We start from the raw sequence: 10,658 nt of genomic DNA, 5'->3' as shown, positions 1-10,658 counted from the left end.
AAGATCGGAGCGGTACGCGAGGGGGGAGGACGCGCCGTGACAACGGGCGAAGGGCAGGAGCACGGGGAGTTCGACGCCGTCCTGGAGCGGTTCGAGCGGCATCTGCGGCTCGAACGGGACCTGTCGCCACACACGACCAGGGCATATATGGGGGACATCTCCTCGCTGATCGCGCACATGAGGGCCGCCGGGCACGAGAACGTGTCCGCTCTCGATGTGACCGTCCTGCGCGACTGGCTGGGAGACCAGCACCAGTCCGGGCGATCAAGGGCGACGCTAGCCCGCCGTTCCGCCTGTGCCCGCGTCTTCACCGCTTTCTGTCATCGGCGGGGGTGGCTGGCGAGTGACCCCGGATTGCTCCTCGGCACGGCGAAGGCCGAACGCCGGCTGCCGAAGGTGCTGGACCAGACGGAGGCCGAGGCCGTCCTCGGCACACAGGGAGACGGTGACCCCAGGGACCTGCGCGATCGGGCGATGCTGGAGCTGCTGTACGCGACCGGCGTGCGGGTGAGCGAGCTGTGCGGCCTCGACGTCGACGACGTGGACCGGGACCGCCGTACGGTCCGCGTGCTGGGGAAGGGACGCAAGGAGCGGACGGTGCCCTTCGGGCTCCCCGCGCTGCACGCCCTGGACGCCTGGTGCGTGCGGGGCAGGCCCCTGTGGGTGCGCGAAGGGAGCGGCCCCGCGCTCTTCCTCGGTGTCCGGGGAGGCCGGATCGACCAGGGCACCGTCAGACGCGTCGTGCACGCCCGTCTGGCGCAGGTCGAGGGGGCACCCGACATGGGCCCGCACGGGCTGCGCCACACCGCCGCCACGCACCTGCTCGAAGGCGGGGCGGACCTACGATCCGTGCAGGAGATGCTCGGGCACGCGTCCCTGGCCACCACGCAGATCTACACGCACGTGTCCATCGAGCGGCTGCGGGCCGCCTACCGTCAGGCCCATCCCCGCGCCTGACGAACGCCTCCCTCACCACGGGCTCGGACGGGCTCCGCTGACCGGCCACCGAGGCAGGAGGCGGACCTGCCCCCGGCCGAACAGCAGGAGCGGGTCCAGGTAGAGGCGTCCGCGCAGCAGTCCCCAGTGCAGGCAGGAGGCGGCGCAGTGAGCGGCGCCGTCCTCCTCGACGGCGCCGATGACCTGACCGGCCGCGACGACCTCGCCGGGCCGGACCAGGGCGCGGACCGGCAGGTAGGTGGTGCGCAGGCCACCGGGATGGATGACCGTCACGACCCCCCGGCCGGCGACCCGCTCGGCCAGGCCGACGGTTCCCGCTCCTGCGGCCACCACCCGCTCCCCGGGCCGTGCGGCCAGGTCCACACCCCGGTGACCGGCCAGCCACCGCTGTGCGGGCGGATCGAAGCGCCTGATAGGGCGTGCGAGCCCGGAAAGCGGCCACCGCCATCGGGGCCCATGCACCTCATGCGGTGGCTTCCACTCCGGCGCGCCGGGCGTAACCGGCAATCCCCACGCGCCCCGCATCACCCGCGTTATCGGCAAGCCCCGCGCGCCCCGCATCACCTTCGCGACCGGCAAGGCCCCCCTGCCCCGCATCACCCGCCCGGTCGGCTGCGTGGTGCCACGGGACCGGGCCGGCGCGGCCTCCTCGGCCCCGGGCGTCCTCGCCGTCCCGACGGCCGTGTACGGCGCCATGAGGACCGGAGCGGCGACGGGCGCGAGGGCATCGCGGGGACGCGTGAGGGCCACGGTCAGCATGGACAGCACGAGCACGTACACGACGAGACGCATGCCACGACGATGGCCCCCGCAGGCCCGCACAGAGCGACCGAACGCCGTTCTGTGGACAGGCCCCGGGCATGGTCAGTTCGAGAAGCCCTCCTTGGGCATCTCGAGGTCGGGCTTGGCCAGTTCCTCGACGTTGACGTCCTTGAAGGTCACAACCCGGACGTTCTTCACGAATCGCGCAGGCCGGTACATATCCCAGACCCAGGCGTCCTGCATCTTCACGTCGAAGAAGACGTCGCCGTTCTCGGCCGTGCGGACGTCGAGATCGACGGAGTTGGTGAGATAGAAGCGCCGCTCGGTCTCGACCACGTAAGTGAACAGGCCGACCACGTCGCGATACTCCCGGTAGAGCTGCAGCTCCATCTCGGTCTCGTACTTTTCGAGATCTTCCGCGCTCATCCCGGTCCTCCTCTTCCACGCCCCGTCGAGATCCCCCGCGGGCACCGGCCCCGTTCAGACGACACCGGCCCCGACCTCATTCTCGCGCATGTCCTCATCCTGCCCCGTCCACAGGCCCTCGGCCGGGATCCGTGTCCCACGAGTCACCCTGGCCACCGTCACGAACGAGAACCGATGGTGGGGGCTCGGGCCGTGCCGGGCCAGGGCCCGCCGGTGGCCGGGAGTCACGTACCCCTTGTGCAGGGCGAAGCCGTACTGCGGATAGATCTCGTCGAGGCCGTGCATCAGCCGGTCCCTCGTCACCTTCGCCACGATGGAGGCCGCCGCCACGCACGCGGCGACCTGGTCGCCCTTCCACACGGCCAGCGACGGCGCGGGCAGCCCCGCCACCGGGAAACCGTCCACGAGGACGTAACCGGGAACGAGCCCCAGCCCGGCGACGGCCCGCCGCATCCCCGCGATGTTGCACTTGTGCAGGCCGCGCGCGTCGATCTCCTCGGGAGGGATCACGACCACGTTCACGGCCCGGGCGGTCGCCGTGATCCGCTCGTAGAGGCGTTCACGGACGGCCTCGGTCAGGAGCTTGGAATCGCTCAGCCCGTCGATCTCCCGCCCCAGCACCACCGCGGCGACGACCAGCGGCCCGGCGCAGGCGCCACGCCCGGCCTCGTCCACCCCGGCGACCGGCGTGAACCCCCGCCGGGCCAGGGCCCGCTCGTAGCCGTAAAGTCCGGAGTCCCGTCGTACGACACTCGGGCGCGGGCGATAGACACCTGTCATGACGACTAGCAGATTACGCCCCATTCAGCACCGGCGATACGGCCGGAACCGCTATCGGCGGCAAAGCCGCAGGTGAGATCAGCGTACGGCGGAGAAAGTCTCGGGCCGGGACAGGAACGAGATCCGGTTCAGCGGCCAGTAGCGCAGGAACGCCCGGCCGATCACGTCGTCCTCGGAGACCGTGCCCTGATACCCGTTCTCCATGTTGGAGCGCGAGTCCGCCGAGTTGTTCCGGTGGTCGCCCATCAGCCACAACCGGCCCTTCGGGACCTTGACGTCGAACTCGCGACCGGAGGGATAGACCCCTGGGTAGAGGTACTTGTTCTCCTCGTCCAGCGGCGTCCCGTTCACCGTGATGCGGCGCTTGGCGTCGCAGCACTTCACGTGGTCGCCACCGACGCCGATCACCCGTTTGATCGTGTCCTCGCCGTCCCAGCCCTTGAAGACCACGATGTCGCCGCGCTCCACCGGGCCGAGCTTGTAGGCCAGCTTGTTGACCACCACGTAGTCGTCCACCAGGAGCGTGTTCTGCATCGACTCCGACGGGATGAAGAACGACTGCAGCAGGAAGGTGTGGACCAGCAGGGCGACGACGACCCCGCCGAGGACGTACAGGAGGGTCTCCAGAAGGCCGGAGCCCTTCTTCTTGGCGGACCGGCCCTTCTCCTCGCCGGTGGCCCGCTCGCCTTCTCCCGCGGCCGGCTCCGCCGGATCCTCCGGGACGCCGTCCGCCGCCCCGGCAGGCCCCGCGGTTCCTAAGCGGCTCTCGTCGGCCTCTCCCACGGCTGTCTCCTCCCGCTCTGTCACGCCCTGCGCCTCGCCAGCCGCCTGCGCAGGGCCACCAGCGGCACGGCCCCCGCGAGGCCCGCGACGAACGGCGCCACCCCGAGAGCCGCCTGGAGCGCCGGCTGAGCGAACGTCTCCGGAATCGGCAGGATCTTGGCCCGGTCGAACGGCCAGACGATGACGAAGGCACGGCCGATCACCTTGTCGGCGGGGATGGTGCCGCCACCCGGGTCACCCATGTGCAGGCGGGAGTCCCAGGAGACCGAGCGGTGGTCGCCCATCACCCACAGGCGGTCCGGCGGGACGGTGACCTCGAACTCGCGCCCGGACGGCTCGTCCCCGGGATACAGGTACGACTTCTCCTCCAGCGGCACGCCGTTCACCGTGACCCGGCCCTGCTTATCGCAGCACTTGACCTTGTCGCCCGGCACGCCGATCACGCGCTTGATGTAGTCCTTCTCCCCCGGCACGACCCCGAACGCGTTGCCGAGCCAGCGCAGCCCGGCCGCGATGGGGTTGGACGGCTCCTCGAGCTTCACCTCGGGGTCCCAGGAGTCCACCCCGGAGAACACGACGATGTCACCGCGCTCGATGTCGCGTACGTGGTAGACCAGCTTGTTCACCAGCACGCGGTCGTTGATGAGGAGCGTGTTCTCCATCGACTCGGACGGGATGTAGAAGGCCTGGACCACGAAAGACTTGATCAGCAGGGCCAGGGCGAGGGCGACCACGATCAGAACGGGCAACTCCCGCCAGAACGAGCCTTTTTTCTTCCCGTCCTCGGCGTTCTGCTTGACGTCTTCGGCGACCACGTCCACCCCGTCCTCGGCAGGGCGGCGCGTGCCCGGCCCCTGTCCCTCGCTAGCCATCGCTGCTGAGCCTAGATGATGTCCATGACGGCGAGCGCCGGGGACACCGGATCACCGGCAAAAAGAAAGTGGCCCGCGCCTGGGGCACGGACCACGATCTTCAAAGCCTTACTTGCCGGCCGGCTGCGCCTCGCGCTTCTCGCGGATGCGGGCGGCCTTCCCGCGCAGGTCACGCATGTAGTACAGCTTGGCCCGGCGGACGTCGCCGCGGGTGAGCACGTTGATCTTCTCGATCACGGGGCTGTGAACCGGGAAGGTGCGCTCGACGCCGACGCCGTAGCTGACCTTGCGGACCGTGAACGTCTCACGGATGCCACCGCCCTGGCGGCGCAGGACGAAGCCCTTGAACACCTGGATGCGGGACCGGTTGCCCTCGACGACGCGGACGTGGACCTCCAGCGTGTCACCCGGGCGGAAAGCCGGTACGTCGCTGCGAAGGGCAGCCTTCTCGATCTCCTGGATCTGCGTGTGCATGGCGTCGGTTCCTCATTGACATGAGCACACGGAGGTCCACCCGGCCGGGCCTGAGGCTCGGCGACGAGGGGGACACGCGTGCTTGGCTTGATACGTCTTGTCTGCCGCGTCCAGACCGGGACGCACCCGGCCATGCCGAAGTAGGCAGCAGCGATTCAGTCTGCCATACCTTCCGGCCCCGCGCGAAACGCAGTGCCGGATCGGGCGGCGGAACGGCGCTCCTCAAGGCGCTCCTCAAGGCGCTCCTCAAGGCGGCCCTCAGAGCGCTCTTCGCCATACTTCGCGCGGCGCTCTTCACGGCGCTCTTCCCGGCGCTCTTCCCGGCGCTCCTCGAACTCCTCGATGACGCGCCGGTCGTGCTTGTCGAGGCCGTCCCGGTCGAGCCGGGCGGCCAGTTCCGGCCTCCTGGCCAGCGTGCGCCGCAGCGCCTCGTCGCGCCGCCAGCGGGCGATCCTGCCGTGATGACCCGACAGCAGGACCTCCGGCACCTCGTGCCTGCGCCAGACGGGCGGCTTGGTGTAGACGGGGCCTTCCAGCAGGTTGGCCATGGCGCCCGGCGCGAAGGAGTCGTCGGCGACGGAGCGCGCGTTGCCGAGGACCCCCGGCAGCAGCCTCCCCACGGCCTCGACCATCACCAGCACGGCCGCCTCTCCCCCGGCCAACACGTAGTCGCCGATGCTCACCTCGTCGGCGCGCAGACGCTCGCCGTACTCGGCGACGACGCGGGAGTCGATCCCCTCGTAGCGGGCCGGGGCGAACAGCAGCCACGGCTCCCCGGCGTACTCCAGGGCCACTTCCTGCGTGAACGGCCGGCCGCTCGGCGTCGGCACGATCAGCCGGGGCAGCGCGTCCTCCCCGGACGCGGCGCGCCCGTTCTCGATCACCGCGTCGAGTGCCTCACCCCAGACCTCCGGCTTCATCACCATGCCGGGGCCCCCGCCATACGGCGTGTCGTCCACGGTCTTGTGGACGTCGTGCGTCCAGTCGCGGAGCTGGTGGAGGTGGATGTCGAGGATGCCGCGCTCCCGGGCCTTGCCCATGAGGGACACGTCGAGCGGGGCGAAGTACTCCGGGAAGATCGAGATGATGTCGACGCGCATGTGCGGCCCCTACTCCGCCTCGGCGGCGTCGAGCAGGCCGGGCGGTGCGTCGACGACGAGGATTCCCTTGCCGAGGTCGACTTCGGGCACGAGCGCCTTGACGAACGGGACATACGCCTCGTCACGGGACGGACGGGCCACCACGAGCAGGTCCTGTCCGTGGTGGAGGACGTCGCTGACCTCGCCCACCCGCTCCCCCTCGGTGGTGACCACCGTGAGGCCGATGAGTTCGTGGTCGTGGAACTCGTCGGGGTCCTCGATCGGCGGCAGGTCCGCGGAGTCCACGACGAGCAGCGTGCCGCGCAGCGCCTCCGCGGCGTCCCTGCCCTCCACGCCGGCCAGGGTCAGCAGCAGGATCTCCTTGTGCCACCGGGCCCGCTCCACGGTCAGCGGCCCGGCCGAGGCCGGGTCGGTGGCCAGCGTCGCCCCGGGGGCGAAGCGCAGATCCGGCTCGTCGGTGCGCACCTCGACCGTGACCTCGCCCCGCACGCCGTGCGGGCGGCCGATCCTGCCCACGACTAGCTGCACTTGTCGCCTACCTCCGCTACCGCTTCTCCGCGACGGTTCGAACCCCATGGCCCGAACCGTCTGTTACCGCGAACCACAGGAAGAGACCGGTCCTGAGCCGGAAAACACGCCGGGGGACCCCGGTGCGGGGTCCCCCGGACGCGTCAGTTCGGCTCAGCGCGCCTCTTCCAGGTCGACCAGGTCGATCCGCACGTACTTGCCGTTCGACAACGCGTTGACGACGGTGCGCAACGCCTTGGCCGTACGGCCGCCACGGCCGATGACCTTGCCGAGGTCGTCGGGATGAACCCGGACCTCGATAACGCGCCCGGTGCGGATGCGCCGCGCGCGGACCCGGACGTCGTCCGGATGCTCGACGATGCCCTTGACCAGGTGCTCGAGGGCCTCCTCGAGCACCTCAGGCCTCGCCTTCCGGCTTCTCCTCCGCGGCCGGGGCCTCGGTGGTCTCTTCGGCCTTCACGGTCTTCTTGGCCTTCTTCGGCGTGGTGGCGGCGGCGGCGGTGTCACCCGAGAGCGACTCCCTCGCGGCGGCCTCGTACGCGGCGTGCCGGTCGGGCTTGGGCTCGGCGACCTGGAGCGGCGTGGCGGGGGCGGGCTCGCCCTTGAACTTCTGCCAGTCGCCGGTCAGCTTGAAGATCTTCAGAACCGGGTCGGTCGGCTGCGCGCCGACGCCCAGCCAGTACTGCACCCGCTCGGAGTTCACCTCGATGCGCGAGGGGTTCTCCTTCGGGTGGTACAGGCCGATCTCCTCGATGGCACGGCCGTCCCGCTTGTTCCGGGCGTCGGCGACGACGATGCGGTACTGCGGGTTGCGGATCATACCGAGCCGCTTGAGCTTGATCTTGACTGCCACGGGTGTGGTCTCTCCTGCATTAGAGCGTGGGTGAGCGGTGTCTCATCGAGTGGGGCACGATGGGAGCCCGCCCGAGGGACAGGCGCGACCGGCGGGGGTGAGAGGGCACCCACCAGGTCACGATGTTCCAGCCTGACATTCTGCCAGATGATTCCCCATGCTCCGCCAAGGACGGTTCCACCGCCGCCCTGGTTTCGGCACGGATGTGCCCATGTCTCCGGAACGGGCATGCGAACTGATCGCGCTGGTGAGCCGTCCTATTGGACATGCGAGTCACCACGAGCAGGACCTTGGCGGCGGGGGCGGCGGCCCTCGCCCTGCTGGCCACCGGCTGCACGACGAGCGCCGTGCCCTCCGCGGCCGGCGCGCACCCGGTCGTACAGGCGCCCCGGCCGGCAGCACAGACGACACCACGGACGGCACAGCACACCGCCCCGAAAGCACCGGGCGCCGCCGTGAACGCGGGACGGGCCACCGCGGCGGGCGCGGCGTCCGTCCGGTACGGCGCGGCCGCACGCACCACCGGCGCCGCCCCCGCGCGGTGCCGTACGACCGGCCTGCGGGCCAAGGTGGGACGGCAGGACCCGGCGGCGGGCAACCGCTACGCGCCTCTGGTGCTGACCAACACCTCGGCGAAGACCTGCTGGGTGTACGGCTTCGTCGGGCTCGTCCTCATCGACGGCCGCGGCGACGTGCTGCGGACGCGCACCCGCCGCGAGAACGTCACCGCGCGTCGGGTCACGCTGCGCCCCGGGGCCAGCGCGCACGCCCGGCTCCACTGGACGGTGGTGCCGAGCGGGCACGAGACCCGCTGCCCCGCCTCGGCCCGGCTGATGATCATCCCGCCGGACGAGGTGGCGCACCTGGAGGTCCCGTTCACCGCCACGGTGTGCGACGACGGCAGGATCGACGCCAGGCCGATGGCCCCGGGCGCGAGCCTGTGACAGAAAGCCGCGGGCCTCTGACCGGAAGCCGCGAGCCTCCGACCGGCAGCGCGAGCCTCTGACGATCGCCGCGCGAGCCTCTGTCGACCGCCGCGCGAGCCCTGGCGCAGGCGCTACGCGCGGGTCGGCGGTGACGCGGGACCCGCCGGCCGGGAACGGCGGGCGGGTCCGGCTGCCGGGGTCCGTCAGTTCTGGCCGGGCAGCTTCAGCTTCGACGGGTCGAAGCCGGGCGGCAGCTCCAGGCCGGGGGGCAGCTGGCCGCCGCCGAGGTTGCCGAGCAGGCCCTTGGGCAGCTTCGGGGCGTCCTGCGACGACGCGTTCGCGCCGGACTTGCCGAGCGCGGCCTTGCGCGGGTCGCCGCTGACGCGACGTCCCTTCTTGGGCTTCTGCGCCTTCTGCTTGCGCCCGCCGGGCATGCCCGGGATGCCCATGCCCTGGGTCACCCGCTTCATCATCTTCTGGGCCTCGAAGAAGCGGACCACCAGGTTGTTCACCTCGGTGACCGTGACGCCCGACCCCTTGGCGATGCGCGCCCGTCGCGAGCCGTTGATGATCTTCGGGTCCTGGCGCTCGCCGGGCGTCATCGAGCGGATGATCGCCGCGATGCGGTCCAGGTCGCGGTCGTCGACCTGGTTGAGCTGATCGCGCATCTGCCCCATGCCCGGCATCATGCCGAGCAGGTTCTTGATGGGCCCCATGCGGCGGACCATCATCATCTGCTCGAGGAAGTCCTCCAGCGTGAAGCCGTCCCCGGAGACGAGCTTGCCCGCCATCTTGGCGGCTTCCTGCTCGTCGAACGTCTTCTGCGCCTGCTCGATCAGGGTGAGGATGTCACCCATGTCGAGGATCCGGCCCGCCATGCGGTCGGGGTGGAAGGCGTCGAAGTCCTCGAGCTTCTCGCCGGTGCTGGCGAACATGATCGGCCGGCCGGTGACGTGCCGCACCGACAGGGCGGCGCCACCGCGGGCGTCGCCGTCGAGCTTGGTCAGCACCACGCCGTCGAAGCCGACGCCGTCCATGAACGCGCCGGCCGTGCTGACCGCGTCCTGGCCGATCATGGCGTCGAGGACGAACAGGACCTCGTCGGGGGTGACCGCATCGCGGATGTCGGCGGCCTGCCGCATCAGCTCCTGGTCGATGCCGAGGCGTCCGGCGGTGTCGACGATGACCACGTCGTGCTGCTGGCGGCGCGCGTGGTCCACGGACTGCCGGGCCACCGCGACCGGGTCGCCGACGCCGTTGCCCGGCTCAGGGGCGTACACCGCCACCCCGGCCCGCTCGGCCATGACGGCGAGCTGCTGCACCGCGTTGGGCCGCTGCAGGTCGCAGGCCACGAGCAGCGGGGCGTGTCCCTGGTCGCGCAGCCACTTGGCGAGCTTGCCGGCCAGGGTCGTCTTACCCGAACCCTGGAGACCGGCCAGCATGATGACGGTCGGCGGGGTCTTGGCGTAGCGCAGCCGCCGCGTCTCGCCGCCCAGCACCTCGATGAGCTCGTCGTTGACGATCTTCACGACCTGCTGCGCGGGATTCAGCGCCTGGGAGACCTCGGCACCGCGGGCCCGCTCCTTGACCCGGGCCACGAAGTCCTTTACGACCGGCAGCGCGACGTCCGCCTCGAGCAGCGCGATGCGGATCTCGCGGCAGGTCGCGTCGATGTCGGCGTCGGAAAGCCTGCCTTTGGACCGTAGGGAGGAGAAGACCGAAGTCAGCCGGTCGGAAAGCGTCTCGAACACGTGTTTGGCCAGCCTCGAAGCGAGTGGACGGGTCGGTGGACAGTCAGTCTCCCCAGACTATCCGCCCGCACGGCTTTCACGCCCGCGCCGCGATGGTGAGATCCTCCGGCGTCCCGGGCCGTCGCTCATCGGATCGCGCCCACGTGGGACGTCAGCGCGTGCTCGACGAGTGTGATCAGCGTGCTCTTGACCGATTCCCGATCACGCGCGTCGGTGCGGATGATCGGGATGCGCGGCGACAGCGTCAGGGCGTCGCGGAGTTCGTCCTCGCTGTGGGTGTACTCCCCGTTGAAGCCGTTGACGCCGACGACGAAGGGCAGGCGGGCTTCCTCGAAGTAGTCGATCGCCGGAAAACTGTCGGCCAGCCGCCGGGTGTCGACCAGCACCACCGCACCGATCGCCCCCCGCACCAGGTCATCCCACATGAACCAGAACCGATGCTGACC

Annotated in this window: 13 protein-coding genes and 1 pseudogene; 2 read left to right on the top strand and 12 right to left on the bottom strand. The window is 70.6% G+C overall.

Annotated elements, in window-relative coordinates:
* Positions 1-36 precede the first annotated feature (36 nt).
* Complete coding sequence (locus tag AB0J39_RS19255) at positions 37-957, top strand: tyrosine recombinase XerC (protein ID WP_363466350.1); 921 nt, start codon at positions 37-39, stop codon at positions 955-957.
* 12 nt (positions 958-969) lie between these two features.
* Here the strand turns inward: AB0J39_RS19255 and AB0J39_RS19250 are convergent, their stop codons facing one another.
* The 10 genes and pseudogenes from AB0J39_RS19250 to rpsP all read right to left on the bottom strand — a co-directional run bounded on the left by AB0J39_RS19250 (position 970) and on the right by rpsP (position 7,535).
* On the bottom strand, positions 970-1,749 hold the full coding sequence (locus tag AB0J39_RS19250; protein WP_363466347.1) for a M23 family metallopeptidase: 780 nt from the start codon (positions 1,747-1,749) through the stop codon (positions 970-972).
* Positions 1,750-1,821: 72 nt separating this feature from the next.
* Positions 1,822-2,145 (bottom strand): DUF2469 domain-containing protein, encoded by a 324-nt coding sequence (locus AB0J39_RS19245; RefSeq protein WP_012888569.1) that lies wholly within the window; start codon positions 2,143-2,145, stop codon positions 1,822-1,824.
* Between the two features lie 54 nt (positions 2,146-2,199).
* Positions 2,200-2,925 (bottom strand): ribonuclease HII, encoded by a 726-nt coding sequence (locus AB0J39_RS19240; RefSeq protein ID WP_363466345.1) that lies wholly within the window; start codon positions 2,923-2,925, stop codon positions 2,200-2,202.
* Positions 2,926-3,003: 78 nt separating this feature from the next.
* Positions 3,004-3,708, bottom strand: a complete 705-nt coding sequence (lepB, locus tag AB0J39_RS19235) for a signal peptidase I (RefSeq protein ID WP_363466343.1) — start codon at positions 3,706-3,708, stop codon at positions 3,004-3,006.
* Between the two features lie 20 nt (positions 3,709-3,728).
* Positions 3,729-4,580, bottom strand: coding sequence for a signal peptidase I (lepB, locus tag AB0J39_RS19230; RefSeq protein WP_363466341.1), 852 nt, complete (start codon positions 4,578-4,580; stop codon positions 3,729-3,731).
* A 108-nt stretch (positions 4,581-4,688) separates the two neighbouring features.
* The gene (gene rplS, locus AB0J39_RS19225; protein WP_169981931.1) at positions 4,689-5,054 is read right to left on the bottom strand and encodes a 50S ribosomal protein L19; all 366 of its coding nucleotides are present in this window, start codon (positions 5,052-5,054) and stop codon (positions 4,689-4,691) included.
* 335 nt (positions 5,055-5,389) lie between these two features.
* Positions 5,390-6,154 (bottom strand): annotated as a pseudogene (gene trmD / locus AB0J39_RS19220) (tRNA (guanosine(37)-N1)-methyltransferase TrmD); the annotation flags it as partial.
* Between the two features lie 9 nt (positions 6,155-6,163).
* Positions 6,164-6,682, bottom strand: a complete 519-nt coding sequence (gene rimM, locus AB0J39_RS19215) for a ribosome maturation factor RimM (RefSeq protein WP_363466339.1) — start codon at positions 6,680-6,682, stop codon at positions 6,164-6,166.
* A 153-nt stretch (positions 6,683-6,835) separates the two neighbouring features.
* Entirely contained in the window at positions 6,836-7,078 is a 243-nt protein-coding gene (locus AB0J39_RS19210) for an RNA-binding protein (protein ID WP_363466337.1), read from the bottom strand.
* 1 nt (position 7,079) lies between these two features.
* Positions 7,080-7,535, bottom strand: a complete 456-nt coding sequence (gene rpsP / locus AB0J39_RS19205) for a 30S ribosomal protein S16 (RefSeq protein ID WP_363466335.1) — start codon at positions 7,533-7,535, stop codon at positions 7,080-7,082.
* Between the two features lie 266 nt (positions 7,536-7,801).
* Here rpsP and AB0J39_RS19200 point away from each other — a divergent pair, with 266 nt between their 5' ends.
* The gene (locus tag AB0J39_RS19200) at positions 7,802-8,479 is read left to right on the top strand and encodes a DUF4232 domain-containing protein (RefSeq protein WP_363466332.1); all 678 of its coding nucleotides are present in this window, start codon (positions 7,802-7,804) and stop codon (positions 8,477-8,479) included.
* 185 nt (positions 8,480-8,664) lie between these two features.
* Here the strand turns inward: AB0J39_RS19200 and ffh are convergent, their stop codons facing one another.
* Positions 8,665-10,212 (bottom strand): signal recognition particle protein, encoded by a 1,548-nt coding sequence (gene ffh, locus AB0J39_RS19195; RefSeq protein WP_363466331.1) that lies wholly within the window; start codon positions 10,210-10,212, stop codon positions 8,665-8,667.
* 125 nt (positions 10,213-10,337) lie between these two features.
* Positions 10,338-10,658 (bottom strand): ATP/GTP-binding protein (locus tag AB0J39_RS19190; protein WP_363466329.1); only part of this gene is annotated, 321 nt, incomplete at its 5' end.

This window comes from Microbispora sp. NPDC049633 (assembly GCF_040675265.1).
GTDB classification, from domain to species: domain Bacteria; phylum Actinomycetota; class Actinomycetes; order Streptosporangiales; family Streptosporangiaceae; genus Microbispora; species Microbispora maris.
Note: the sequence above shows the minus strand (reverse complement) of the source record. Positions and strands in the feature narration are given on the sequence as shown.

Excerpts from the sequence above, each read along its gene's own strand:
- AB0J39_RS19250 (WP_363466347.1), bottom strand. The coding sequence starts at position 1,749 with ATGCGTCTCGTCGTGTACGTGCTCGTGCTGTCCATGCTGACCGTGGCC.
- AB0J39_RS19245 (WP_012888569.1), bottom strand. The coding sequence starts at position 2,145 with ATGAGCGCGGAAGATCTCGAAAAGTACGAGACCGAGATGGAGCTGCAG.
- AB0J39_RS19240 (WP_363466345.1), bottom strand. The coding sequence starts at position 2,925 with ATGACAGGTGTCTATCGCCCGCGCCCGAGTGTCGTACGACGGGACTCC.
- lepB (WP_363466341.1), bottom strand. The coding sequence starts at position 4,580 with ATGGCTAGCGAGGGACAGGGGCCGGGCACGCGCCGCCCTGCCGAGGAC.
- rplS (WP_169981931.1), bottom strand. The coding sequence starts at position 5,054 with ATGCACACGCAGATCCAGGAGATCGAGAAGGCTGCCCTTCGCAGCGAC.
- AB0J39_RS19200 (WP_363466332.1), top strand. The coding sequence starts at position 7,802 with ATGCGAGTCACCACGAGCAGGACCTTGGCGGCGGGGGCGGCGGCCCTC.